The organism is Cryptosporangium aurantiacum (assembly GCF_900143005.1).
GTDB classification, from domain to species: domain Bacteria; phylum Actinomycetota; class Actinomycetes; order Mycobacteriales; family Cryptosporangiaceae; genus Cryptosporangium; species Cryptosporangium aurantiacum.
Window position 1 is genome coordinate 437,356 of the sequence record NZ_FRCS01000001.1, and the last position, 25,158, is coordinate 462,513.

Genomic DNA, 25,158 nt, shown 5'->3' on the forward strand with positions numbered 1-25,158 from the left:
CGGGTTTGAGTCGTTGACGGTGGGGGGAAGTGGAGTACAGTGGGGCGTGATGGAGCATCTGGGATGCTCCAATCCAGGGGGTGGCGGGTGCGATGTTCCTCGGCACGCACACGCCCCGGCTGGACGAAAAAGGTCGGCTCTTCCTGCCGGCGAAGTTCCGCGACGAGCTGGCAGGAGGATTGGTGGTGACGAAAGGGCAGGAACGATGCCTCTTCGTCTTCCCGATGGCCGAGTTCAGCCGCGTCGCCGAGCAACTTCGTGCGGCGCCGATGACGCACAAGGCAGCCCGGGCTTACAGCCGGGTCTTCTTCGCCAGTGCACACGACGAGGTCCCTGACCGTCAGGGGCGCATCACGATCCCCGCCCATCTGCGCGAGTACGCCGGTCTCGACCGGGACTGCGTGGTGATCGGGGCCAGCACGAGGGTCGAGATCTGGGACCGGCAGGCCTGGGACAACTACCTGGTCGAGTCGGAGGAAGCGTTCGCAGAGGTAGAGGAGGAGGTGCTGCCCGGGGTGTTCTGACCCGCGGCGACAAGGGGGGCCCGGATATCGCAGGGTCGCACTTTCTCAGGGCCGGACGACCGTGACGTGAGGTCTCCAGCCGCTTGGCGGTTTCTCCTGGCGCACCTTCCCCGGCGCCAGGCCACGCGAAGCGGATGGGGACCTGGCGACACGGTCAGCCACCCGGCCGTCTGTACCGGGATCCTGCTGTACCGGGCGCGGGAGTCACCGGAGGCGAAAACCGGGAGCCAAGGGGGCGGCATGGCGGCGGACGATGAGACGTGTGCGCACGTCCCGGTCCCCGGTGATGCCGCTCCCCACTCGGACGTCCACGTGCCGGTTCTGCTCGACCGGTGTCTCGAACTGCTCGCCCCGGTGGCCAGCGCCCCTGGGGCGGTCGTCGTCGACGGCACGCTGGGCCTCGGCGGTCACACGGCCGCGCTGCTCGCCGCGCACCCCGACCTGACGGTCGTCGGGATCGATCGCGACCCGGACGCTCTGCGCCGCGCCGCCGAACGGCTCGGCCCCGCAGCGGATCGGGTGCGGTTCGTGCACGCGGTCTACGACCAGATCCCGGACGCGCTGGCCCAGGCGGGCGTCGAGTCGGCGGACGGCTTCCTCTTCGACCTCGGCGTCTCGTCGCTGCAGTTGGACGAGGACGACCGGGGGTTCTCGTACGCCAGGGACGCGCCGCTGGACATGCGGATGGACACCACCCGTGGTCCGACCGCCGCCGAGATCCTCAACACGTACTCGCAGGGCGACCTGGCACGAATCCTGCGGACGTTCGGCGAGGAACGGTTCGCGCCACGGATCGCCGCCGCGATCGTCCGGGAGCGCACGCGCTCCCCGCTGAACTCCAGCGCCCGCCTGGTCGAACTCGTCCGGGACGCGATCCCGGCCGCGGCCAGACGAACCGGCGGCAACCCCGCGAAGCGCACGTTCCAGGCGCTGCGGATCGAGGTCAACGGCGAGCTGGACGCGCTGCGCGACGCGCTGCCCGCCGCCCTGGACGCGGTCCGGACCGGCGGGCGGGTGGTCGTGATGTCGTACCAGTCGCTGGAGGACCGGCTGGTCAAGCACGCGTTCGCCGCGGTGACGCAGGACCGGACACCACCCGGGCTGCCGGTGCCACTGCCCGAATACGGGCCGCAGTTCCGGGCGCTGACCCGGGGCGCCGAGGTCGCGGGCCCGGACGAGATCGCGGCGAACCCGCGGGCCGCCTCGGTCCGCCTCCGCGCGGTGGAGCGACTTGGCGACCGAATGAACGAACTGAGGGCGAGGTGACATTTTGTCGAGCTCACGTGCCGGCCTGCGGTCGCGTCCCGGTGCTGTCCGGGAAGGACGACCACTCACACCGAAGGCGGCCCGGTCGTCCGCGGCGAGCCAGCCCTCGGGCGGCAGGCGACGCCAGGCGGCGCCGATCAGCGTGCCACCGTCGCCCACCGTCCCGTCTCGTCGTTCCGCCGCGTCGTCCCGGGCTCCGTTCATCATGCTCGTGCTGGTACTGGCGATCGGTGGCCTGGTCGGGCTGGTCCTGCTGAACACCGCCGTGAACGAGAACGCGTTCCGCCTCCACGACCTCGACACCCGCCAGGCGCAGTTGGACGAGGAAGAGCAGCGGCTGCGGCAGGCGCTGGAGAACCAGAAGGCCCCGGACAAGCTGGACACGCGGGCCCGTGGGCTAGGCCTGGTCCCCGCGGGTGACCCGGGCTTCGTACTGCCCGAGGGCAAGGTCGTGGGGACGCCTGTGCCGGCGACCCCGCCGCCGTCCCCCACCCCGTCCCCGTCGAAGTCGGCCACACCGTCACCGTCGGCGGGTCGTTGATGGCGGCTCAGCCCCCGCGCGACGGGCGGCGGGCCGCCGGCCGCCGATCCGGTGCCTCCGGCCGAAAGGCCGGAGACGCCGAGAACGTGGTGCCGCTCCGGCCGCGCCGCTCGCGTCTGGCCGAGTCACAGCAGTACCACCCGCGCGGGCGCACGGTCCGGGAGAGCGCGGAGCACCGGGGGCGGGAGAGCGCGGAGCGCAGAGGCCGGGAGAGCGCGGAGCGCCGGACGCGGGGCCGCGCGGAGCAGCAGCCCCGCAAGCCCCGTCCGCCGGCCGCGACCCGGGTGCGGCACGCCGACCGGGCGCGGCGGGCGGCCGGCTCGCCGCCACCGCGCCGGCGACCCCGGGTCCACGTCCCGCCGCCACGGCCGCCCCGGAAGCGGAACATCGCCCGGCTGGGCAACCCCAGCGCGCGGCTACGCGTGTCGCTGGCCGTGCTGCTCGCGCTGTTCCTCGTGGTCGGTGGCCGGCTCGTCCAGATCCAGACGACCGAGGGGTCGCAGTACGCGACGATGGCGGCCACCGACCGCCGGGTCAGCGAGGAGCTGTACGCGCCGCGCGGCGCGATCCTCGACCGGGACGGCAACGTGCTGGCCCACGACGTCCAGGGCGCGACGATCGCGGCCGACCCCGGTTACATCAAGGACGAGGCCGAGGTCGCCGCGGCGGTCGCGCCGCTGCTCGGCATGACCCCCGCCGAGGTGGAGAAAAAGCTCGCCCGCCGTACCCACGCCGACGGCACGCTCAACCGGTACGTGGTGCTGAAGAAGAAGGTGCCGCTGGCGGTCGGAGACGCGGTCAACCGGCTCCGGACGAAGATCCCCGGCCTGATCGTCCAGGACGACCAGGTCCGCGAGGTGCCGGGCGGCGACCTGGCCGCGAACGTCGTCGGTCGCACCGGCACCGAGGGCACCGGCCTGGCCGGTCTGGAAGCCGGGTACAACACCGTGCTGCAGGGCGTCAACGGCGAGCGGGTGTACGACAAGGGCACCGGCGGCCAGGAGATCCCGGACGGCTACCACCGGACGACGGCTGCCAAGGCCGGCTCCGACCTGGTCCTGACGCTCGACCGCGACCTGCAGTACCAAGCCAACAAGCTGCTCAAGGAGCGGCTCGCGGCGACCAAGGCGTGGAACGGCTCGGCGATCGTGATGGACGTCGAGACCGGCGAGATCCTCGCGATGGTCAGCGCCGACACGACCGACGCGAAGAAGAAGGGCACGTCGCTCGACCTCGCGACCGCGGCCGTCGTCGAGCCCGGTTCGGTCCACAAGGCACTGACGATCGCCGGCGGGCTCGACAGCGGCGTGATCGAGCCGAACTCGGTGCTCACGCTGCCGGAGACGATCGAGAAGGGCGGCGTCACCTACCGGGACACCCACGACCACGGCTCGCCCCGCTACACGCTGATGGGGATCCTGGCCCAGTCGAGCAACATCGGCACGATCATGGTCGCCGACAAGCTCGGCCCGCAGCGGCTGTACGACTACCAGCGCGCGTTCGGTCTCGGCACGAGGACCGGTATCGGGCTGCCCGGCGAGTCGCGGGGCATCGTCCAGCCGCCGCAGAACTGGAGCGGGCCGTCGGCCGGGTCGATCCCGATCGGGCTCGGCGTCGCGGCGACGCCACTGCAGATGACCGCGCTCTACGCGACGCTCGCCAACGGCGGGATGAAGGTGCAGCCACTGCTGGTCAAGAGCGTGGTCGGCGCGGACGGCACGGTCCGGGCGACCGAGCGCGCGGAGCCGGAACGGGTGGTGAGCGAGGAAGCCGCGAAGACCGTCGTCCGCGACATGACCGCGATCGCGACCGCGGAGGGCACCGCCCCGCTGGCCGCGGTTCCGGGGTATCTGGTCGCCGGCAAGACGGGAACCGGCAAGCGGGCCGAGGGCAACAAGTACATGGACGGCAACGTGACGTCGTTCATCGGCATCGTCCCGGCCGACAACCCGCGCTACGTCATCAGCGTGTTCATTCACACTCCGGAAGGGGTCGGAGGTGCGATCGCCGGCCCGATGTTCTCCGACCTGGCCGGATTCACGCTGCGTCGTTACGGCGTGTCACCGTCGGGCGCCGCAGCCCCACCGATCACCTTGTACGGGTAGGTCGGCGGTAGGGTCTGTGCCCGTGTCCTACGCCAGCGTCCCGCGGCCTGCCCTCCCGGTCGGCGTTCCCTTGACGGAACTCGCCGGGCTCGTCGGCGGCCGCGCGACCGGGACCGTCGAAGTGACCGGCGTCACGCACGACAGCTCCGCGATCCGGCCCGGTGACCTGTTCGCCGGGCTGCCCGGAGCCCGCACTCACGGCGCGCGGTTCGCGGCCCGCGCCGCCGAGGCCGGCGCCGCCGCCGTGCTCACCGATGCCGCCGGAGCGGACCTCGCGCGGGACGCCGGGCTCCCGGTGCTCGTCGTCGAGCACCCCCGTGTGGCGCTCGGCACGATCAGCGCCCGGGTGTACGGCGACCCCAGCGCCACGCTGGCGGTTGTCGGCATCACCGGGACGAACGGCAAGACGACGACGGCCTACCTGGTGGAGGCCGGTCTCCGGGCGGCCGGCCACACCACCGCGCTGCTGGGCACCGTGGAGACCCGGATCGCCGGCGAGCGGCTCCAGTCGGTGCGGACCACCCCCGAAGCCCCCGACCTGCAGGCGCTGCTCGCGGTCGCGAAGGAGCGCGGCGTCACCGCGGTGGTGATGGAGGTCTCCAGCCACGCGCTCGCGCTCGACCGGGTGGCCGCGGTGCGGTTCGCGGTCGGCGCGTTCACCAACCTCGGCGTCGACCACCTCGACTTCCATGCCGACCTGGAGGACTACTTCCAGGCGAAGGCCCGGCTGTTCGACGGCCGGTCGGCGGCCGAGGTGGTCAACGTGGACGACGCGGCCGGTCGGCGCCTGGCGCGGCCGGACACGGTCACGGTCTCCGCCGCCGGCGCGCCGGACGCCCGCTGGCGCGTCGTCGAGCGCGGCCCGGACGGGTTCGTCCAGGACTTCACGGTCGTCGGGCCGGACGGCGTGCGGACGGCGGCCCAGGTGGCGATGCCCGGCGCGTACAGCGTCGAAAACGCGGTGCTGGCCGTGGCGATCCTCGAGACGGTCGGCGTGCCGCTGCCGACCGCGGTGGAGGCGGTTGCGCACGCCGACCAGGTACCGGGTCGGATGGAGCGGGTTCCGGCGCCTGAGACCGGTCGAACCGGCAAAGTGGCCGATGCGAGCCCGGTCGGGGTCGTCGACTACGCGCACGACCCGGGGTCGGTCGCCGCTGCGCTGGCCGCGCTGCGTCCGGTCACGCCCGGTCGGCTGATCTGCGTTCTCGGGTGCGGCGGTGATCGGGACGCCGGAAAGCGTCCGCTGATGGGTGAAGCCGCCGCCCGCGGCGCGGATGTGTTCGTCGCCACCGACGACAACCCGCGCTCCGAACAGCCGGCGATGATCCGGGCGGCCATGCTGGCCGGTGTCGCCCGCGTGCCGACCGAGGAACGGGCCGAGGTCATCGAGGTCGGCGACCGGGCCGCCGCGATCGCCGCGGCGGTCGAACGCGCGGACGCAGGCGACTGCGTCGCGGTGCTGGGCAAGGGACACGAGCAGGGCCAGGAGGTCGCAGGAGTGGTGCACCCGTTCGACGACCGGGACGTGCTGGCCGCCGCGCTGGCCGCACGGACCCGTGGAGCACGGGCATGATCCCGCTCACGCTGGCGGAGGTCGCGGCCGCGACCGGCGGCGACCTCCGGAACTGCGACCCGGCGACGGTGGTCACCGGAACCGTCGAGTACGACTCCCGCAGCGTGACCCGGGGCGGCCTGTTCGTCGCGCTGGCCGGCGAGCGGGTGGACGGCCACGACTTCGCGGCCGGAGCGGTCGAGGCCGGGGCCGTGGCGGTGCTGGCGACCCGGCCGGTCGGCGACGTGCCCACCGTGCTGGTGGACGACGCGCTGGTCGCGCTCGGCAAGCTGGCCAGGGCGGTGGTCGACCGGCTGCCGGAGCTGACGATCGTCGGCGTCACCGGGTCCAGCGGAAAGACCTCGACGAAGGACCTGCTGGCCGCGGTCGTGAGCCGGCTCGGCCCGACGGTGGCGCCACCCGGGTCGTTCAACAACGAGCTCGGGCACCCCTGGACCGTGCTCCGCGCCGACGAGCACACCCGGTACCTGGTGCTGGAGAAGAGCGCGCGCGGCGTCGGTCACATCCACTGGCTGACCGAGATCGCGCCGCCGCGGATCGGCGTCGTCCTCAACGTCGGCGCCGCGCACGTCGGTGAGTTCGGCTCGGTCGAGGTGACCGCGCAGGCCAAGGGTGAGCTCGTCGAGGCGCTCTCGACCGAGGGGGTCGCGGTCCTCAACGCGGACGACCCGCGGGTGCGCGCGATGGCCTCCCGGACGAAGGCCCGCGTCGTGCTGGTCGGGCTCGCGCCCGACGCCGGCGTACGGGCGACCGACGTCACGCTGGACGCTCTGGGGCGACCCGGCTTCACGATCCGCGCCGGTGAGGACTCGGCCCACGTGCAGATGTTGTTGCACGGTGAGCACCACGTCGGGAACGCGCTGGCGGCGGCCGCGGTCGGGCTCGAGCTGGGCCTGTCGCTGGACGACGTCGCCGCCGAGCTGGCCGCCGCGGTCCCGGTGAGCCGCCGTCGGATGGAGGTCACCGAGCGGGCTGACGGCGTCACGATCGTCGACGACAGTTACAACGCGAACCCGGACTCGGTGCGCGCAGCGCTGAAAGCGCTGCGCGCCATGGCCACTCCCGCGCCGAACGTGGGCGAGGAGCCCCGGGGCCGCCGCCGCGTGTGGGCAGTGCTGGGTGTGATGGCCGAGCTGGGGGAGTCCAGCCGCGAGCAGCACGACGCGATCGGCAGGCTGGCCGTTCGGTTGGACATCGACCGGCTGGTCGTCGTGGGCACGGAAGCCGGCGCGATCCACGCCGGTGCGGTGCTGGAAGGTTCCTGGGGAGAGGAGTCGGTGCACGTGCCCGACGTGGACGCCGCAGTACGGCTGCTCACCGAGCAGCTCGCACCCGGCGACGTGGTGCTGGTCAAGGCGTCTCGCTCCGCGCGGCTGGACCGCGTGGTGGACGCCCTGCTGGCCGCGCCGGTGGCCGCTGCGCCGGGCGCCGGGGGTGGCCACGCGTGAGGAGTGTTCTGGCCGCGGCGTTCGTGGCCTTCGTCGTCTCGATCTTCGGTACCCCGGTCGCGATCCGCTATCTTCACCGGCTGAAGTTCGGCCAGGAGATCCGGGAAGAGGGTCCGAAGCACCACCAGTCCAAGCGCGGTACGCCCACGATGGGCGGCATCGTGTTCATCCTGGCGACGGTGATCGCGTACGTGGTCGCCCAGATCGTCATCGGTGACCACCGGATCAGCCCGACCGCGGTGACGCTGCTCGGCCTGTTCGTCGGCATGGGCGCGGTCGGCTTCGTCGACGACTACATCAAGATCCGGAAGAAGCGCAGCCTCGGCCTGAACAAGCGGGGCAAGCTGATCGGCCAGGCCGTGGTCGCGGCGGCGTTCGCGTTCCTCGCGCTGAACCTGCCGGACGAGAACGGCTACACGATCGCGTCGGAAAAGCTGTCGTTCGTCCGGGACATGCAGTGGGCGCACCTGACCCAGGTCGGCGCGGCGCTGTTCTTCGCGTTCGTCGTCATCGCGGCCGCCAACGGCGTCAACCTCACCGACGGTCTGGACGGCCTGGCCACCGGTCCGTCGATCATGGTGCTCTCCGGCTACATCCTGATCGGGTTCTGGCAGTACCGGCACATCTGCGGTGTGGTCGAGGGCCCTGGCGGCTACTGCTACACGGTCCGCGACCCGCTGGACACCGCGCTGATCGCGGCCGCGGCCGCCGGTGCGCTCGCCGGCTTCCTGTGGTGGAACGCGCCACCGGCCCGGCTGTTCATGGGTGACACCGGTGCCCTGGGCATCGGTGGCCTGATCGCCGGCCTGGCGCTGACCACCCGGACGACGCTGCTCCTGCTGATTCTCGGCGGGCTGTTCGTGATCGTCACGATGTCGGTCGTCATCCAGATCATCTCGTTCCGCAGCACCGGCCGCCGGGTCTTCCGGATGGCCCCGCTGCAGCACCACTTCGAGCTGGCGGGCTGGCAAGAGACCACGATCGTCGTGCGGTTCTGGATCATCGCCGGGTTCTTCGTCGCCGCGGGCCTCGGGATCTTCTTCGCCGACTACCTCGACGTGCTCTCGCAATGACCTCCCGCAGGTGGTATGCCGGGCGGCACGTCGTTGTCGGCGGCACCGGCGTGACCGGTGCGGCCGTCACCCGAGCGCTGCAGAGCTTCGGTGCCCGGGTCACGGTGTTCGACCGGGTCGACTCGCCGGCGCTGGCCGCGCTGGCCGAGACCGGCGCCGACGTGCTCGTCGATCCGGCGGAACTGCCCGGTGACCTGGAGCAGATCGTGGTCTCGCCCGGTTTCCGGCCGGACCATCCGCTGCTGGCGGGCCCGATCGCGGCCGGCATCGAGGTGTTCAGCGAGCCGGAGCTGGCGTGGCGGTTGCGCCCTGGCCCCCGGCCCACCCCGTGGCTCACGGTCACCGGGACCAACGGCAAGACGACGACCGTCACGATGCTCGCGACGATCCTGCGGAGCGCGGGGCTCCGGACGACCGCGGTCGGCAACATCGGCGTGCCGCTGATCGACGCGGTGCTTGACCCAGAGCCGTACGACGTCCTGGCCGTCGAGCTGTCCAGCTACCAGCTGCACTGGTCGTCGACGCTGGCCCCGGCCGCGGCGGCACTGCTCAACCTCGCCGACGACCACCTGTCCTGGCACGGCGACTTCGCCTCGTACGCGGAGGCCAAGGCCAAGCTCTGGTACTCGCCGGAGACCGTGGCGATCGGCAACGTCTCGGACTCGCGGGTCGCCGAGCTGCTGGCGGCCGCCCCGGGCAGGCGGGTGGGCTTCAGCCTGCACACCCCGGCTCCCGGCCAGTTCGGCGTGGTCGAGGACCTGCTGGTGGACCGGGCGTTCACCGACGACCCGGCGCAGGCCACCGCGGTCGGGACGCTCGGCGAGGTGCGGCCGCCCGGTCCGCACAACGTCGCGAACGCGCTCGCCGCCGCCGCGCTGGCCCGCTCGCACGGCGTCGAGCCGGACGCCGTCGCGGCGGGGCTGGCCGCGTACGAGCCGGAGCCGCACCGCAACGCGCTGGTACGGGTCACCCGGGGCGGGGTGACCTGGGTGGACGACAGCAAGGCCACCAACCCGCACGCGGCGGAGGCGTCGCTGCGCGCCTACCCGCGGGTGGTGTGGGTGGCCGGTGGTGAGCTCAAGGGCGTCGACATCGGGCCACTGGTGGCGTCCGTGGCCGACCGGCTGGTGGGCGCCGTGCTGCTCGGCGTCGACCGGGCCGAGGTCGCGGAGGCGTTGCGCCGACACGCGCCGCACGTCCCCGTGCGCGAGGTGTCGAGGGCCGATGATGGAGCCATGACCGAGGTCGTCGCAGCCGCCGCCGAGCTGGCCCACCCCGGCGACACGATCCTGCTGGCGCCGGCCGCGGCGTCGCGGGACATGTTCCCGAGTTACGCCGCACGCGGGCACGCGTTCGCCGACGCGGTCGAGAAACTGGCGGCAGCGTCCCCTCTGGACCGGTAGTGGCGGCGCCTGCGGGCGTGGAGACCCACGTTCGTTACGTCGGCGCGGTGACCGGGCTCCTGCGCCGCCCGATGGCGTCCTACTACGCGCTGCTGGCCAGCACGGGCCTGCTGCTGGGCCTGGGCCTGATCATGGTGCTCTCGGCGTCCAGCATCGACTCGTACGCCAACTCCGGCAGCGCGTTCACGGTCTTCACCAAACAGCTGACGTTCGCGCTGATCGGCATCCCGGCGTTCTGGCTGGCGTTGCGGCTCCCGATGCGGGTCTGGCCGCTGCTGGGCTGGCCGCTGGTCGTGCTGGCCACGATCCTGCTGATGCTGCTGCCGTTCCTCGGCAAGGAGGTCAACGGCGCGACGCTGTGGCTGGACTTCGGGTTCATCCAGATCCAGCCGGTCGAGGTGGCCAAGCTCGCGCTGGTGCTGTGGGGTGCGGCCGTCCTGGTGCGCAAGCGTCCGCTGCTGACCGAGTGGCGGCACCTGGCGGTGCCGCTGCTGGCCGGTTCGGTCGTGCTGTTCGGCCTGGTCGGTCTCGAGGACTTCGGCGGCATGATCCTGCTGCTGTTCATCCTGATCGCGCTGCTCTGGACGGCCGGGGTGCGGTTCCGGGTGTTCGCGACGCTCGGCGCGATCGGCGTCGTCGGGCTGGTGCCGTTGATCGCGGGGAACCCGGAGCGGATCTCCCGGCTGACGACGTTCACCGATCCGTTCGCCCACCAGGACGACGACGCCTATCAGCTGGTGCGTGGCTTCTACTCGCTCGGCAGCGGCGGCTGGTGGGGGCTGGGGCTGGGGCAGAGCCGGGAGAAGTGGGGCAACCTGCCGGAAGCCCACAACGACTTCATCTTCGCGGTCATCGGCGAGGAGCTCGGCGTCCTCGGCTGCCTGGTCGTGGTCGGGCTGTTCGCGGTGCTCACCTGGGCCGGGATGCGGATCGCCAGCCGGGTCGACGACCCGTTCCGCCGCCTGGTTGCGTCCGCCGGTACGGTCTGGCTGGCCGGGCAGGCGCTGGTGAACATGGGGGGCGTGGTGGGGCTGTTGCCGATCACCGGCGTCCCGCTGCCGTTGATCTCGGCCGGTGGCAGTTCGCTGGTCCTCACGATGTTCGTGATCGGCATGCTCGCCAGCTTCGCCAGGCACGAGCCCGAGGCCGTGCTCGCGCTGCACGCGCGCGGGCGCGCCTGGTGGGTCCGCTGGGCGGGCATCCCGCTGCCCGAGCTGCCCGGGCGACCCGGACGGGCCCGGCAGGCGTTACGGTCTGGCAGGACGGGCCGCCCGTTAGGCCGGTCGACCCACCATCGGGCACGAACAGGAGGTCGCCGGTGACCGCGTTGCGATCGGTCGTCCTCGCCGGGGGCGGGACGGGCGGGCACATCGAACCGGCACTGGCGCTGGCCGAGTGCATCCGGCGGTACCACCCGGATGCGCGGATCACCTGCCTCGGGACGCCGAAGGGCCTGGAGGCCGAGATCATCCCGGCCCGCGGCTGGGACCTCGAGCTGGTTCCGGCGTATCCGCTGCCGCGGCGCCCCAACGCCGACCTCGCGCGGACCCCGGGCCGGATCCGGCGCAGCGTGGCCGCGGTCGCCGAGATCCTCGACCGGGTGGACGCCGAGGTCGTCGTCGGTTTCGGCGGGTACGTCGCGCTCCCCGCCTACCTGGCGGCCCGGCGCGCGAAGCTGCCGCTCGTCGTCCACGAGGTGAACGACCCGGCAGGCATCGCGAACAAGGTCGGTTCCCGGCTCACGCCGTTCGTCGGGCTCGGTGGCGACCACGTGACGCTGCGGCACGGCACGGTCGTCGGTGTTCCGCTGCGTTCGCGGATCGCCGGGCTCGACCGGGCGGCGGCGCGGGCGGCGGCCCGCGAACACTTCGGCCTGGACCCGGACAAGCCGGTGCTCTTCGTCTCCGGCGGGTCGCAGGGCGCGCGCTCGATCAACCTCGCGGTGACCGCGGCGGCCGGTGCGCTCGGCGCGGCGGGCATCCAGGTGCTGCACGTGGTCGGGGCCCGCAACACGCTCGACATCATGCCCGAGCGGACCACGTCGAAGTACGTGACGCTGCCGTTCCTCGATCGGATGGACCTCGGGTACGCCGCGGCGGATCTCATGCTCTGCCGCGGTGGCGCGCTGACCTGTGCCGAGGTGGCCGCGGTGGGGCTGCCGGCCGTCTACGTCCCGTATCCGCACGGGAACGGCGAGCAGCGGCGCAACGCGCTGCCGGTGACGCGCGCCGGCGGCGGACTGTTGGTGGAGGACGCGGATCTGTCCGCGTCGTGGCTGGAGGAGAACGTGATACCGCTGTTGGGTGAACCCGACCGGATTACCGCGATGGGCCGGGCAGCTGCCGGGTACGGTCGCCGGGACGGTGACGAGGCCCTGCTCGCGCTGGTGTACCAGGCGGTCCGGGAGAACCGACGGGCGGAGGAGCGGGCGTGACCCAGGACCTGTCGAAGCTGTCGGCCGAAGACCTGGGCCGCGTGCACGTCATCGGCATCGGTGGCGTCGGCATGCTCGGTGTGGCGCGGTTGCTGCTCACCCGGGGCATCCCGGTCAGCGGTAGCGACATCAAGGAGTGGCCGGCGCTGGAGACGCTGCGCGCCCTCGGCGCGACGATCCACCTCGGCCAGGCCGCCGAAAACATCGCGAACGTCGACACCGTGGTCTACTCGACCGCGATCCCGGCCGACAACGTCGAGCTCGCCGAGGCGCGCCGGCGCGGCCTGCGGGTGCTGCACCGTGCGGAAGCCCTGGTCACCGCGATGAACGGCCGCCAGGTGATCGCGATCGCCGGCACGAACGGCAAGACCACGACGACGTCGATGGTCACCACCGTCCTGCAGCACTGCGGCGTCGACCCGTCGTTCTTCATCGGTGGGGAGTTCGCCGACGCCGGGGTGGGCGCGCACCACGGCAGCGGGCAGCACTTCGTCGTCGAGGCCGACGAGAGCGACCGGTCGTTCCTGCTCTACTCGCCGTACGTGGCGATCATCACGAACCTCGAGGCCGACCACCTCAACACCTACGGCGACATGGCCGGCCTGGAGGCCGCGTTCCGGCAGTTCGTCGACCGCGTCGACCGGAAGGGGTTCGTCGTCGTCTGCGGCGACGACGCCGGTGCGGTCCGGCTCGGGGAGTACGCCCGGTCGACCGGGCGGCGGGTGTTCACCTACGGACGCGCGGAGAACGCCGACCTCCGGCTCACCGAGGAGGCCAGCGACGTCGCCGGGACCTCGTACGTCGCGGTGCTCGGCGGGACCAAGCTCGGCGCGGTGAGCGTGGCGGTGCCGGGCGGTTTCCTGGCGCTGAACTCGGCCGCCGCGCTGCTCACCGCCGTGAAGCTGGAGCTGGACCCGGCCAAGGCCGTGGAGTCGCTGGGCCAGTTCCGTGGCGTCCGCCGGCGGTTCGAGCTCAAGGGCGTCGCGGCCGGCGTCCGGGTCTACGACGAGTACGCATACCACCCGACGTCGATGACCGGCGCGCTGACGACGCTGCGGGCGCTCGCCGGCACCGGTCGGCTGATCGTCGCGTTCCAGCCGTACCGGATGTACCGCACGGTCGCGTTCCAGGACGAGATCGCGGCCTCGCTGGCGCTCGCCGACGAGGTCATCGTCATGGAGGTCTTCGGGCCGGGCGAGGAGCGGCTGCCCGGTCAGGGCGGCGCGCCACTGGCCCGCGCGGTGCCGCTGCCGCGCGAGCAGGTGGTGTTCGAGCCGTCCTGGTCGGCGGTGTCCGCGGAGGTGGTTCGCCGGGCTCGTCCGGGCGATCTCGTCGTCACGATGGGCGCCCCGCCGATCTCGATGCTCGGCACCGAGATCCTCACCGCGCTCGAGGAGCAGGCGGGCCTCGTCAGCTGACCTCGCGACACTCCGTGTGACCTAGGCATCGGGTGTCGCTACCGACGCCGCCGGAGGCGGCGTCGGTAGGCTCGGCCCTTCTGACGGGCGGGAGGGAGACCGTGGCGCGCACACCGACGAGCGGCAAGACCGATCGTCCGGCGCGGCGCTGGCGGCTCCGGCGGGACGCGGTCAACGCCTCGGCGCGGGCAGGCGGACGGCGGGCGCTCCGGAAGGGACGCCGTGGCCTGCGAGCCGTCGCGCCGTACGCGTTGGTGGCTGGAGTCGTCGTGGTCTCCTCGGTGGCGGTGTGGGCGTTGCTCGGTTCGGCGCTGCTCGGCGTCCGGACGATCTCGGTGCGTGGCGAGCGAACCGTCACCACCGAACAGGTCGCGCGGGCGGCGGCGATCCCGGTCGGGACGCCGCTGGCGCGCCTGGACACCGCGGCGGCCGCGGACCGGATCGGCAAACTGCCTTCGGTGGCTTCGGTTCATGTCCGGCGGGCCTGGCCGAACACGGTGGTCGTGACGATCGCCGAGCGGGAAGCGGTCGCGGTGGCCGCGCGCGGTGTCGGGTACGTCCTGGTCGACGCCGAGGGCTACCCGTTCCGCGCGGTTCCGTCCCGTCCGGCGGGCCTGCCGCTGATCCGGGTGCCCGATCCGGAGGCCGGTGACCCCGCGACCCGCGCGGCGCTGACCGTCGCGAGTGCCCTCACGCCGCAGCTACGCGAGCTGGTCTCGGTGGTGGTGGCCGCGACCCCGCAGCGGATCGAGGTCCGGCTGACCGACCGCAGGGTGGTGTTCTGGGGCGCGCCGGAGGACAGTCCGCGCAAGGCGAGGATCGCGACGGCTCTGCTCGGCGAGTCCGGTACGCGGATCGACGTCAGCTCACCGGACGTCGTGACCGTGCGCTGAGCGGCCGTTCTTTTCGAGAACGGCTATAACAGAGGTCTGCCTGCGGACCTCAGGCTCAGGGTGAGGGTGGCGCGGGAAGCCATGGTTACGGAAGGGTGGGACCGCTCGGTCGCTTGAGACCGGTCAACGGCGATCACTTTGGACATTTACCTCTTATAGGGAACAATGTGGCATTGACGGTCGATGCCGGGCGTGCGCCGCGATCCTCGCGAGACACGCCCGCGTGGCAGCTTGAATCACGCCCGCGCAGACGCCTACCGTCCGATCACAGCAATACTTGACATAACAGTAACGCTCTACTAGAGGGTGAGAGTTCGGCCACGTGAGCTGTGTCGCCGGTTCAAATAGGCGTCGGGCCACCCTCGACCGGGCTCCGACGCCTATGGGTTCTCCATCGCTCACGGGACCATTGCTCACTAGGAAGGCACACCGATGACACCTCCGCACAACTACCTGGCGGTCATCAAGGTCGTCGGCATCGGCGGTGGCGGTGTCAACGCCGTCAACCGGATGATCGAGGTGGGCCTCAAAGGGGTCGAGTTCATCGCGATCAACACCGATGCCCAAGCGCTGTTGATGAGCGACGCCGACGTCAAACTGGACGTCGGGCGGGAACTCACCCGGGGTCTCGGAGCCGGGGCGAACCCGGACGTGGGCCGGAAGGCCGCCGAGGATCACAAGGACGAGATCGAAGAGGTCCTCAAGGGTGCGGACATGGTGTTCGTCACCGCGGGCGAGGGCGGCGGAACCGGCACCGGTGGTGCACCGGTCGTCGCGTCGATCGCCCGGAAGCTGGGCGCGCTGACGATCGGAGTCGTCACCCGGCCGTTCGCGTTCGAGGGCCGGCGTCGTGCGGTCCAGGCCGAGTCGGGCATAGACGATCTGCGCAACGAGTGCGACACGCTGATCGTGATCCCGAACGACCGGCTGCTGTCGCTCGGCGACCGCGACATCAGCATGATGGACGCGTTCAAGATGGCCGACCAGGTGCTGCTGCAGGGTGTTCAGGGCATCACCGACCTGATCACCACGCCGGGTCTGATCAACCTGGACTTCGCCGACGTGAAGAGCGTCATGAGCGGCGCGGGCTCGGCCCTGATGGGTATCGGTTCCGCGCGCGGCGAGAACCGGGCGGTCGAGGCGGCCGAGGCGGCGATCTCCAGCCCGCTGCTGGAGGCCAGCATGGAGGGTGCGCACGGCGTGCTGCTCTCCATCGCCGGCGGTTCCGACCTGGGCCTGTTCGAGATCAACGAGGCTGCCTCGCTGGTCGCGGACGCTGCTCACCAGGACGCGAACATCATCTTCGGTACGGTCATCGACGACGCCCTGGGCGACGAGGTGCGGGTCACGGTCATCGCGGCCGGCTTCGACAGCGGCGCGCCCGCCTACCGGGCGGCCAGCACCCGGCCGAGCTACGCGGAGCAGCACCAGCAGCGCTACAGCGACCAGTCCGGTGGCTACGCGCCGCGGCAGTCGAACAGCCAGCCGGTCTCGGCTGCGCCGGCACCGCAGCCGCCGGCACCGCAGCCGCCTGCTCCGGCGCCGAAGCGCGTCATCTTCGACGACGTCGACGTCCCCGACTTCCTCAAGAACGGGGCGTGACACCCGGTTCGCCGGCCGGGATCGGCCGGACCGGGTCCGCCGACCACGGGTCGGCCGGTCCTGCGCCGTCGGCGGCCTCCCCGGAGCGGGTGGCTGAGCTGACCGCAGGCCTGGCCGACGTCGAGCGTCGGCTCTCCTCGGCCTGCGAGGACGCCGGACGGCAACGCGCCGAGGTGACGCTGATCGCAGTCACCAAGACGTGGCCGGCGAGCGACGTGGCGGCGCTGGCGGCGCTCGGCGTCCGGGACGTGGCGGAGAACAAGGATCAGGAAGCGAAGGCCAAACACGCGGAACTGACCTCCGTGGACCTGCGCTGGCACTTCGTCGGGCAGCTCCAGCGCAACAAGGCGCGCTCGGTGGTCCGGTACGCCGACGTCGTTCACAGCGTCGACCGCCCGGAGCTGGCGGCCGCGCTGGCGGGCGCGTCCGAACGGCATCGTGAGCGGCCGCTCGACGTGCTGCTGCAAGTGGACCTGGAAGAGGGCGCCTCGGCGGGCCGGGGCGGCGTGACGCCGTCCGCGGTGGCGGCGCTGGCCGCCGACGTCGTGGCGAGTCCCACACTGCGGTTGCTCGGGCTGATGGCGGTCGCCCCGTTAGGCGGTGACCCCGACCGTGCGTTCGCGCGACTTGCCGAGCTGAGTGCCGCGCTGCGGGAAGACCATCCCGAAGCGCGGTGGATCTCCGCCGGGATGAGCAGCGACCTGGAGTCGGCAGTCCGACACGGCGCGACACATGTGCGTGTCGGATCCGCTTTGCTCGGGAAACGGGTGTCGGGACACGGTAGTGTGTGGCCTTGAAAATGCAGAATCACATGCGTGTCATTTAGCATCGGTTGTGTCGATCGCCGACGAGGAGGAGGGGGCGCTCCATGGGTGCATGGCGGAAGGCAGGCGTCTGGCTCGGTCTCGTCGAGGACGACCCGCGCTACGAGGACGGTCCGTACGAGGACGGTCGGTACGACGACAAGCGCTACGAGTCCCGGCGGTTCGACGACCGTCGGTACGCCGACGACGAGCTCGACACCTATGAGGACGAGTTCGAGGAGCCGGTGTCCCGGCCCACGCGTCTGGAGCGCAGTCCGAGCCGGCCGGTCAGTCGCATGCCCGCCACACCGTCGCCGCCGACCCACGACAACCTGGCGCTCGCGCCGCAGCTGTCACTTCGCGAGAGGGCGGTGGTGAGCGACGTGAGCGAGCCTGAAGAGACGTCGTATCGGATCACCACGCTTCATCCGACGAATTACAACGAAGCGCGGATGATCGGAGAGCAGTTCCGTAATCACATTCCGGTGATCTTGAACCTCACCGAAATGGACGAGGCGGATGCAAAGCGACTGGTTGACTTCGCGGCCGGACTCACCTTCGGCTTGCGCGGTAGCATCGAGCGCGTGACCAACAGGGTCTTCCTGCTCTCGCCGGCCAACGTCACCGTCACCGCGGAGGACAAGGCTCGGATCGCCGAGGGCGGCTTCTTCAACCAGAGCTAAGGACGACGTACTCCGTGTTGCTCGTGTGGCAGCTCGCCTACTTGCTGCTCTATTTGTTCCTTTTGGTACTTCTTGGGCGACTAGTAGCGGAGTACGTGCTTGTCTTCGCACGGCGCTGGAGGCCGGGCCGTGCGGCGTCCGCCGCGCTCGAGGTCGTTTACAGCACTACCGATCCGCCGCTCAAGGCGCTGCGCCGGGTGATCCCCCCGCTGAGGATCGGGAGCGTTAGCCTCGACCTCGGTTTCCTGTTGCTGCTCATGATCGTCACCATCCTCATGAGCGTGGTCCGACGGCTGTCCGAGACGTCATACTGACCGCACGCCGTCCGCCCACCCAGACGTGTCCGGAGGAGTTTCGATGCCGCTGACCCCCGCCGACGTTCATAACGTCGTCTTCAAGAAACCGCCGATCGGCAAGCGCGGTTACGACGAGGACGATGTCGACGCCTTCCTCGACGAGGTGGAGCGGGAGCTCGCCCGGCTGATCGAGGAGAACAACGACCTCAAGGCTCAGGTGGAGCGCGGCCGTACCGGTGGCCCGGCAGCTGCGCCCGCGGCTGCGACGGCGAACGAGCCCGAGGTCCGCCGGATGCAGGCGGAGAACCACGAGCTCAAGCAGCAGGTCGAGCGTCTTCGCCAGGAGACGCAGCAGGCCAAGCAGGCCGCTGCCGCCGCGCAGCAGCAGGCACAGAGCGCGCAGAGCCAGGTCTCCGGCTCGGCCCTGCCCGCCGTGCCCGGCGACGACCAGGGCGAGAAGGCGCTGCGAGTGCTCATGCTCGCACAGCGGACCGCGGACGACCACGTGGCGGACGCCCGGCGCGAGGCCGACAAGCTGCTGTCCGAGGCGCGTGCCAACGCCGAGGAGCTCACCCGGGACGCCCGGGCGAAGGCCGAGGCGCTGGAGCGGGACGCCCGCCAGCGTCACCAGGAAGCCATGGGTGGCCTGGAGGCCAAGCGCACCGCTCTGCAGAAGCACATCGAGCAGCTGAAGGCGTTCGAGCGCGAGTACCGCACCCGGCTCAAGGCGTACCTGGAGAGCCAGCTGCGTGACCTCGAAGCCCGCGGCCAGGCCACCGAGGCCGAGATCAACCGTGAAGGTGTCGGCACGTCGAGCCTTTCCGGGGCGTTCGGCGGGCCGCACAGCGGCCTACCGCGGTCCGGCGACGTCGCCGACTCGCACGGTCGCTGACCTGGGCCGGGCCATGGGCCGGGTTCTCACCACGCCGTGATCGTCGTCAGCCTTCTCTTCGTCTGCGCGTCTGCCGCCCTACTGGGCGCGGGAGTCGTGCAGACGAACGACGGCTTCGTCCTGGCCTCCATCGCAACCTGTCTGCTCGCGGGCGCGTTTCTGGCGTTCGGCATCCGCCGGCAACGCGCCCTCGCAGCGGCGGCCGCTGCGGCGGGGGACCAGGAGGAGCTCGGGCCGCCCGCACTCTTACGGGTGAAGGCGGAACGGCTGATCGCCGTGGAGGAACCGGCCCGGCGCTCGCAGCCGGCGGACCAGCCCGCCGAGCCCGTCCCGGCGCATCCGCGCGAGCGGCAGTACGCGCACGACGAGCGTTTCCCGCATCAGCGAGAGGGCTCAGCGCAGCAGCGGGAGGGTTCCGCCCGCCAGCGGGAGGATTTTCCGCACCAGCGGGAGGGCCAGCGCCGGTCGGAGCCGTCGTACCGCTCGGAGCCTTCGCACCAGCCGGAGCCTTCGTACCGGTCGGAACCCTCGTATCAGCCGGAGCCTTCGTACCGGTCGGAGCCTGAGTACCGGCAGGAGCCGTACCGGCGCGCTGATCAACCGGTTCCGTCCCGCCCGACCGGGTCTCCGGCCCAGTCGCGGCCCGCCGCGGCGCACACCAGCCCGGCGGCGCATCCCAGTTCCGCGGGTCACGCCGGTTCGGCGGGTCACGCCGGTTCGGCGGGTCACGCCGGTTCGGCGGGTCACGCCGGTTCGGCGGGGCAGCCGCGGCCGGCCGCCGCGCAGTGGGCGGAGCCGGGCCACGCCCGACCGAGCTCTCAGCCCCGGCCGATGGGGCACCCGCAGTCGACGCAGCACCCCGCGGCGGCACAGCGCCAGCCCGGTCCGCGCGAGGCCGATGCCCGCGACCGGGTGGTACCGCTCGCCGAGAGTTACCCGTCCGGTGGCCGCCCGACCGATCGCCGATACGGTGCCGAGTCGGACCGGGCCACCGGATATACCGGTCAGCCCCCGTCGTCGGGGCGGCCCACCCAGGCGCCACCGCCCGCCGACCGGACGCCGCACCCGGCGCAGCCCTACCCCGGCCCGTCCCACGCCGGGCAGGGGCCGTCGCACGCCGGCCAATCCCACGCGGGTCAGTCCCACGCCGGCCAGTCGCACGCCGGTCAGTCGCAGGCTGGCCCATCCCACGCCGGGCAGGCGGGGCAGGGGCCGTCGCACGCCGGCCAGTCGCAGGCTGGCCCGTCCCACGCCGGGCAGTCGTATGCGGGCCAGTCGCACCGTCCGGGGTCGAGCCGTCCGCAGGCCCAGCCGGGCCAGGGCTTCCCGGGTCAGGGATCCCCGGGTTCGGGAGCGCCGGGCTCCGGCGCTCCGGGCTCACCGGGGTCGAGGCGGCCGGACGAGGACCGGCGGCTGTACTTCGCTCCCGGCGAGCGGGTGGACGATAGCGCGGAGACAATCGTGGTCGCCGACGTCGTGGCAGAGGTCGTCGACTCATCCCCGCGGGCGTCCGAGACGGTCCGCGACGAGCCGGCCGACGTCGTGGACGTGGCCGACGAGGCGGGACCGACCGACACGATCAAACTCGACGGTCCGCCGGTGCTCGTCGTCGAGTCCACTCGCGTGGAGCCGAACCAGCCGCCGCGTTCCACGCCCACCGACCGCCCGCGCGACGCGGCCCGCCCGGCAGAGCAGCCCCGCCCCACCAGCCCGGCCCGCCCCGCGGAGCCTTCCCGCGCGGCGGAGTTCGCTCGGCCCGCGGAGCAGCGCCCGACCAGCCCGGCCCGCCCCGCGGAGCCTTCCCGCGCGGCGGAGTTCGCTCGGCCCGCGGAGCAGCGCCCGACCAGCCCGGCCCGCCCCGCAGAGCCTTCCCGCGCGGCGGACCAGTCGCGTCCGACGAGTCCGGCCCGTCCGGCGGAGTTCTCGCGCCCCGCGGAGCAGTCGCGTCCCGCGGAGCCCTCGCGCTCGGCGGAGTTCTCGCGTCCGGGCGAGCAGCCGCGTCCGGCGCGTCCTGCGGAGCCATCCGGCGCGGCGGAGCAGTCGCGTCCGGCGCGTTCGGCGGAGCCGTCGTACTCGGAGGCGGAGCCGGAGACCGAGGCGATCACGCTGCCGCTCGGCGGCGCGGCGCCGGTGTCACCCGCTGCGGCCGAGCGGGACGACCCGTCGCGTCCGGCGAATGCGGACGCCGCGCCCGGTCCGGCGCCGACCGGGGACGCGGGGAACTCGGGCGGGCCGCTGCCGAGCCCGACCGGGGACGACAGCGATCCTGAGCCGGCCGCCGAACTCCTCCTCTCCTCCGAGAAGAAGAAGCTCGCCCACGCCGACGAGCCGGTTCTCGTCGTCGACGGCCGCCCGCGCTACCACCTGGACGCGTGCCCGCAGCTCGACGGGCGCACGACCGTGACGCTCTCGGCCGAACAGGCGATCGAACTGGGCTTCACCCCCTGTAGCCGCTGTGCGGCGGCGACGCGGCTTCTGGTCGCTCTGCGGCGGTGACGCAGCGTCACGACGCTACGGGATCGACCGACCGCTTCGTCGTCCCCGTGCGCGTCAAGCCGGGAGCATCCCGGCCTCGCGTCGGTGGCAGCCACCACGGGCCACACGGACCCGCCCTGGTCGTCGCGGTGGCGGCTCGCGCGGTCGAGGGCCGCGCGACCGACGCCGTGATCCAGGCGGTGGCCGCCGCGTTCGGCGTCCGGGCCGCGGGCGTCACGCTGCTCGCCGGCCGGACGAGCCGAGACAAGCTACTCGCGCTGATCCCCGCCCCGCCGGACGCCGAGGCGCGGCTGACCGCACTGCGTGACGGTTGAGGCAGCCGCTGACTCCCGCCGGAAAAGGCACGTTTGAACTACCTGGTCGAGACGGTATGTGAGAGAAGACTCACAGGCCGCGCAGCCCCTGGCAACGTGCGGCTGTGGGGGACACGAGCGTGTACGGCGTCAGCATTGGTGCGCGTCGCATTGTCGCGACGGGCATCGGCTACGTATCCTGAGCGCTCTGACCAACCGCCGGGCTCAGCACGGCGAACCGGGCGGAGGTGGCCGCGATGGCGGAGCAGGCGAAGGCCACGAAAGACACCCCTCGTCGGGTGGCGGCGAAGACCGGCACCCGCCGGACGACCCGCACCGCGGCGACGGGATCGGGCGGCGCGGCAGAGGCCCCGCGCACGAAGTCGAAAGCGGGCGGTGCCGCGGTGGCACCGGACGACGGTCGGAGCGAGGAACTGCGCAGCGTGCTCGAAGCGCGGCTGCAGGAACTCACGACCGAGTACGACGAGGCCGTGGTCACCCTGACCGACCTGCAGCGGAGCCGAGTGGCCGACGGTGCGGGCGACGATCAGGCCGACACCGGCACGAAGACGTTCGAGCGGGAGCAGGAGCTCTCCCTCGTCCATGGGCTGCGGGAACGGGTGCAGCAGGTCGAGCATGCGCTGGCGCGGCTCGCGGAGGGGAAGTACGGCTCCTGCGAGCGGTGCGGGAACCCCATCCCGACCGCGCGCCTCGAGGCATTCCCTAGTGTGACCCTGTGCGTGAGTTGCAAGCAGATCGAGGAGCGCCGCTGACGCGGCCCGCTGACAGTGACCCCCGGGGCGCGGCGCCGGTCGACGGGCAGCAGCCCGTCGATCCCGACGCCCCCGACCCGGGGACAGCCGATCACCCGGCGGACGCGGACCCGGCGGCCACCCGTGCCGATGCGGCCGCCCCCAACGGGACGGGCGCAGACCCGGCCATCCCGGCCCCGGCCGACGCGGCTGCGCCGAACGGGGCGGGCGCAGGCCCCGCCACCTCGACCCCGGCCGACGCGGACGCCACTCGGGCCGCCGCGGACGCGGCCGAGGGTGCGAGCCCGGGCCCGGCTGCGGCCGAGGGTTCGCCCGGCGGTGTGGACTCTGACCCGGCCGCGCACGAGCGTGACGGGGGCCTGTCCGAGGACGCTCAGGAGACGGTCGCCGGGCCCCGGACGCGGCGAGGTCGGTGGCTGTTCGCGCTGGTCGCGCTCCTCACGCTCGCCGCCGACGTGATCAGCAAGCTCGTCGTCGTAGCGAAGCTGGAGGATACCAACCGCCCTCCGGTCGAGGTCCTCGCGAACGTCCTGTACCTGGTCCACACCCGCAACACCGGCGCGGCGTTCTCGCTCGGCTCCGGCTACACGTACGTGCTCACCGCGATCGCGGTCGGCGTCATCGTCGTGATCATCCGGACCGCCCGCAAGCTCGCCTCGACCCCCTGGGCCCTGGCCCTCGGGCTGGTGCTCGGCGGCGCCTGCGGCAACGTCGTCGACCGGCTGTTCCGCGAAGGCGGCGGGGTCGTCGACTTCCTCGCGGTGGTCGATCCGTTCGACCCACCGTGGCCGGTGTTCAACCTCGCCGACTCCGCGCTGTGCGTCGGCGTCGCGCTCATCGTCGTCCTCGAACTGACCGGTCGCCGGATCGACGGGTCGCGAGCGACCAAGGCCGGCCGGGCACAATCGAAGGATGACTGAAGTCGTCCGCGGTGAGCATCGTTCCCTCCCCATCCCGGACGGGCTGGAGGGCATGCGCCTGGACGCCGCGCTGGCCCGCCTCTTCGGGCTCTCCCGCACTGCGGCCGCCGGCGTGATCGAGGCCGGGGACGCGTACCTCGACGGTGCCCCGGCGGGTAAGTCGGACAGGGTGTCCGGCGGCGCGTGGCTCGAGGTGACGCTGCCCGCGCCTGCCGCGCCACCGTCGGCCGCGCCCGAGCCGGTTCCCGGCCTGCGGGTCGTGTACGCCGACGACCACATCGTCGTCGTCGACAAGCCGGTCGGCGTCGCCGCGCACCCGAGCCCGGGCTGGACCGGCCCGACCGTGGTCGGCGGCGTCGCGGCGATGGGCTACCGGATCTCGACGTCCGGCGCCGCGGAGCGGCAGGGCGTCGTGCACCGGCTCGACGCCGGAACCACCGGCCTGATGGTGCTCGCCACCAGCGAGCGGGCCTACACGCTGCTGAAACGCGCCTTCAAGGAGCGCGAGGTCAGCAAGGTCTACCACACGCTGATCCAGGGCCACCCCGATCCGAGCCGCGGGACGATCGACGCGCCGATCGACCGGCACCCGTCCTCGGACTGGCGGTTCGCGGTCGTGGCAGGCGGCAAGCCGAGCATCACCCACTACGACACGCTGGAGGCGTTCCGGGCGGCGTCGCTGCTGGAGGTGACGCTGGAGACCGGCCGCACGCACCAGATCCGGGTCCACTTCTCCGCGCTGCGCCATCCCTGCGTCGGTGACCTGACCTACGGTGCCGACCCCACGCTCGCCGCCCGCCTCGGGCTGACCAGGCAGTGGCTGCACGCGATGCGACTCGGTTTCGCCCACCCCGACACCGGCGAGTGGGTCGAGTTCACCAGCGAGTACCCGACGGACCTGCAGACCGCGCTGGACCGGGTCCGCGCCGAGTCGTGAGGTTCTTCCGCGACCGCGTGCTGGCCCGGCTGGGGCGGGGCGCACGGCGTCTGACCCGGTCGTGGACCGCGCTGGTCACGCTGGTGCTCGTCGTCGGCCTGATCGTCGTCGCCTACCGGGCCGGTACCCGGACGGCGCCCGTCGACGACACGGTCGGCAACGTGCCGCGGGTCGGCCCGGTCGACGGCCAACGTATCGACGCCTACCGCGCGGACGCCTCGCGCGAGCTCGCCGGGCTGCCCGCCGGAACCGCGGTCTGGGCGCTCGTCGGGCTGACCGAGTACCAGCGCCCGGGCTCCCTTCCGGCGCTCTTCGCCGGCTACCCGGTGAACCGGGTGGTGATGCGGGTCCCGCTGCCGGACGCCCAGACCCAGCTGGTGACGCTGGTCGTCGACCGTCTGGACGTGGACGTGGCGGCAGGCATGCACCGGACCGCGGCGGCGAAGGACCGGGCGGCGTCGGAGGCGGCGAGCGCGGCAGCGACCGCGGACGCCGAGCTGGCGCGGGTCTACACGGCGGACGCAGCGATGGAGCGGCAGGAGGCGGCGGCCTACCGGGCGCTGTGCGCGTGCGTGTACGCCGCGGTCGTCCGGGCGACGCCGGAGCAGCTCCGGACGCTCGCCCAGCGTCCGGGGATCCGGGTGATCGACCCGGCGCCCGAGGTGAACCGGCTGGACCGAGCCACGTTCGTACCGTTGCTGCCGGAGCAATCCGGAACTGTCGGTCCGCCGTCGGATACTGCTGTCGGCCCGAGCGCGACGCCGTCTCCATCGGCTGCCGGCTGA

The 25,158-nt window shown here is 72.5% G+C and carries 22 protein-coding genes and 1 pseudogene; all 23 read left to right on the forward strand.

What is annotated here, in order from left to right:
- Positions 1 to 92 precede the first annotated feature (92 nt).
- The 23 genes and pseudogenes from mraZ (at position 93) to BUB75_RS01980 (ending at position 25,158) form a co-directional block, all read left to right on the forward strand.
- Entirely contained in the window at positions 93 to 524 is a 432-nt protein-coding gene (gene mraZ / locus BUB75_RS01870; protein WP_073252599.1) for a division/cell wall cluster transcriptional repressor MraZ, read from the forward strand.
- Between the two features lie 240 nt (positions 525 to 764).
- The gene (rsmH, locus tag BUB75_RS01875) at positions 765 to 1,790 is read left to right on the forward strand and encodes a 16S rRNA (cytosine(1402)-N(4))-methyltransferase RsmH (protein WP_073250761.1); all 1,026 of its coding nucleotides are present in this window, start codon (positions 765 to 767) and stop codon (positions 1,788 to 1,790) included.
- 205 nt (positions 1,791 to 1,995) lie between these two features.
- Positions 1,996 to 2,331 carry a cell division protein FtsL gene (ftsL, locus tag BUB75_RS01880; protein WP_073250763.1) on the forward strand — a complete coding sequence of 112 codons (336 nt, stop codon included), beginning with the start codon at positions 1,996 to 1,998 and terminating at the stop codon, positions 2,329 to 2,331.
- Positions 2,331 to 4,436 (forward strand): peptidoglycan D,D-transpeptidase FtsI family protein, encoded by a 2,106-nt coding sequence (locus tag BUB75_RS01885; RefSeq protein WP_073250765.1) that lies wholly within the window; start codon positions 2,331 to 2,333, stop codon positions 4,434 to 4,436. Before ftsL ends, BUB75_RS01885 begins: the two co-directional genes overlap by 1 nt.
- Positions 4,437 to 4,458: 22 nt before the next feature.
- Entirely contained in the window at positions 4,459 to 6,009 is a 1,551-nt protein-coding gene (locus BUB75_RS01890) for a UDP-N-acetylmuramoyl-L-alanyl-D-glutamate--2,6-diaminopimelate ligase (RefSeq protein ID WP_084740127.1), read from the forward strand.
- Positions 6,006 to 7,457, forward strand: a complete 1,452-nt coding sequence (locus BUB75_RS01895) for a UDP-N-acetylmuramoyl-tripeptide--D-alanyl-D-alanine ligase (protein WP_073250769.1) — start codon at positions 6,006 to 6,008, stop codon at positions 7,455 to 7,457. Before BUB75_RS01890 ends, BUB75_RS01895 begins: the two co-directional genes overlap by 4 nt.
- Positions 7,454 to 8,530, forward strand: coding sequence for a phospho-N-acetylmuramoyl-pentapeptide-transferase (mraY, locus tag BUB75_RS01900; protein ID WP_073250771.1), 1,077 nt, complete (start codon positions 7,454 to 7,456; stop codon positions 8,528 to 8,530). Before BUB75_RS01895 ends, mraY begins: the two co-directional genes overlap by 4 nt.
- Positions 8,527 to 9,933, forward strand: coding sequence for a UDP-N-acetylmuramoyl-L-alanine--D-glutamate ligase (gene murD, locus BUB75_RS01905; RefSeq protein WP_073250773.1), 1,407 nt, complete (start codon positions 8,527 to 8,529; stop codon positions 9,931 to 9,933). The genes mraY and murD overlap by 4 nt, the downstream gene beginning before the upstream one ends.
- A gap of 17 nt (positions 9,934 to 9,950) precedes the next feature.
- Entirely contained in the window at positions 9,951 to 11,255 is a 1,305-nt protein-coding gene (gene ftsW, locus BUB75_RS01910) for a putative lipid II flippase FtsW (protein WP_073252601.1), read from the forward strand.
- Entirely contained in the window at positions 11,252 to 12,367 is a 1,116-nt protein-coding gene (locus BUB75_RS01915; protein WP_073250775.1) for a UDP-N-acetylglucosamine--N-acetylmuramyl-(pentapeptide) pyrophosphoryl-undecaprenol N-acetylglucosamine transferase, read from the forward strand. The genes ftsW and BUB75_RS01915 overlap by 4 nt, the downstream gene beginning before the upstream one ends.
- The gene (gene murC, locus BUB75_RS01920; protein ID WP_073250787.1) at positions 12,364 to 13,785 is read left to right on the forward strand and encodes a UDP-N-acetylmuramate--L-alanine ligase; all 1,422 of its coding nucleotides are present in this window, start codon (positions 12,364 to 12,366) and stop codon (positions 13,783 to 13,785) included. The genes BUB75_RS01915 and murC overlap by 4 nt, the downstream gene beginning before the upstream one ends.
- Positions 13,786 to 13,886: 101 nt before the next feature.
- Positions 13,887 to 14,678, forward strand: coding sequence for a cell division protein FtsQ/DivIB (locus BUB75_RS01925; protein ID WP_073250789.1), 792 nt, complete (start codon positions 13,887 to 13,889; stop codon positions 14,676 to 14,678).
- 432 nt (positions 14,679 to 15,110) lie between these two features.
- Positions 15,111 to 16,077: pseudogene (gene ftsZ / locus BUB75_RS01930) on the forward strand (cell division protein FtsZ); the annotation flags it as partial.
- A gap of 223 nt (positions 16,078 to 16,300) precedes the next feature.
- Positions 16,301 to 17,077 (forward strand): YggS family pyridoxal phosphate-dependent enzyme, encoded by a 777-nt coding sequence (locus BUB75_RS01935; RefSeq protein WP_073252603.1) that lies wholly within the window; start codon positions 16,301 to 16,303, stop codon positions 17,075 to 17,077.
- 71 nt (positions 17,078 to 17,148) lie between these two features.
- On the forward strand, positions 17,149 to 17,766 hold the full coding sequence (locus BUB75_RS01940) for a cell division protein SepF (protein ID WP_073250793.1): 618 nt from the start codon (positions 17,149 to 17,151) through the stop codon (positions 17,764 to 17,766).
- A gap of 14 nt (positions 17,767 to 17,780) precedes the next feature.
- Positions 17,781 to 18,080, forward strand: coding sequence for a YggT family protein (locus BUB75_RS01945; protein ID WP_073250795.1), 300 nt, complete (start codon positions 17,781 to 17,783; stop codon positions 18,078 to 18,080).
- 43 nt (positions 18,081 to 18,123) lie between these two features.
- Complete coding sequence (locus BUB75_RS01950) at positions 18,124 to 18,954, forward strand: DivIVA domain-containing protein (protein ID WP_073250797.1); 831 nt, start codon at positions 18,124 to 18,126, stop codon at positions 18,952 to 18,954.
- Positions 18,955 to 19,050: 96 nt separating this feature from the next.
- A complete protein-coding gene (locus tag BUB75_RS01955) occupies positions 19,051 to 21,450 on the forward strand; it encodes a hypothetical protein (RefSeq protein WP_143174987.1) in 2,400 nt (799 codons plus the stop codon).
- Positions 21,447 to 21,764 (forward strand): DUF167 domain-containing protein, encoded by a 318-nt coding sequence (locus tag BUB75_RS01960; protein WP_073250802.1) that lies wholly within the window; start codon positions 21,447 to 21,449, stop codon positions 21,762 to 21,764. The genes BUB75_RS01955 and BUB75_RS01960 overlap by 4 nt, the downstream gene beginning before the upstream one ends.
- Positions 21,765 to 22,000: 236 nt before the next feature.
- Positions 22,001 to 22,516: a TraR/DksA family transcriptional regulator gene (locus BUB75_RS01965; protein ID WP_084740128.1), complete on the forward strand. Its 516-nt coding sequence runs from the start codon at positions 22,001 to 22,003 to the stop codon at positions 22,514 to 22,516.
- On the forward strand, positions 22,480 to 23,436 hold the full coding sequence (gene lspA / locus BUB75_RS46020) for a signal peptidase II (RefSeq protein ID WP_178379738.1): 957 nt from the start codon (positions 22,480 to 22,482) through the stop codon (positions 23,434 to 23,436). The genes BUB75_RS01965 and lspA overlap by 37 nt, the downstream gene beginning before the upstream one ends.
- Positions 23,429 to 24,373, forward strand: a complete 945-nt coding sequence (locus BUB75_RS01975) for an RluA family pseudouridine synthase (RefSeq protein WP_073250804.1) — start codon at positions 23,429 to 23,431, stop codon at positions 24,371 to 24,373. The genes lspA and BUB75_RS01975 overlap by 8 nt, the downstream gene beginning before the upstream one ends.
- Entirely contained in the window at positions 24,370 to 25,158 is a 789-nt protein-coding gene (locus BUB75_RS01980; RefSeq protein WP_143174988.1) for a hypothetical protein, read from the forward strand. Before BUB75_RS01975 ends, BUB75_RS01980 begins: the two co-directional genes overlap by 4 nt.